This is a genomic window from Clostridium sp. DSM 17811 (assembly GCF_018861905.1).
Taxonomy (GTDB): domain Bacteria; phylum Bacillota; class Clostridia; order Clostridiales; family Clostridiaceae; genus Clostridium_AD; species Clostridium_AD frigoriphilum.
The window spans coordinates 1-683 of sequence record NZ_JAHLDU010000092.1 but is presented as its reverse complement, the minus strand read 5'-3'; the positions used below and the strand labels follow the sequence as shown (position 1 = coordinate 683).

Sequence of the window (683 nt, the reverse complement as noted above, 5' to 3'; positions counted from 1 at the left end):
ACATAAACAAATGTATTTTTATTCCATATATCTGATACAAAATAAACTACATCATAAGCATTTAAATCAGTTTCTTGTATATTTGCATTTCTATAAATATAATTATACTTTGTATTCTTAAACTGATTTATAAGTTTAACGTTGTCAGCTTTATAGACCTGAGGTTCGCCGAAATTTGCATCAACTATAACAGCATAATCATATCCTACATTATCGCTTTTTTTTGTTAAAATAATTGAAGAATATGCTCTCACAGCTTTGGCTGCAACTTCATAATCCACAGACACTCCATGATAATAATATAAAGAAGCTTTGGGAAGCGTCATGGTTTTAGCTGTGCCCGCATCATCCGTATAAGCTATTAAAGAGCTTGCTACACTAGTTACAGAGTATTTTTCTGTAGAATTTTCTTTTCTATCAATTTTAGTAATCATAGTATCACTAACATATAACTGGTATTTAACACCAATTTCTAGAGGAGTTAGTCCATCCTTTACGGTTAAAGTCCCTTTATCCGTAATAACTTGATTATCAGCTAACTTGTCTGAAGTCTTAAGATTTCCAAGTATTAAATATTCTCCCATACTACCAATTTTCTGTTCTATGCTTTTTATACCAACTACCTTGCCATCATGTCCTAACATTACAGATACCAAATCTCCTGTTTTAAAAGAAGAAAGGTT

At 30.9% G+C, this 683-nt stretch carries 1 protein-coding gene; it reads right to left on the bottom strand.

The features are described from left to right. Window positions 1-683: hypothetical protein (locus tag KPL44_RS25100; RefSeq protein WP_216256128.1), on the bottom strand; the 683-nt coding region annotated here is incomplete at both ends.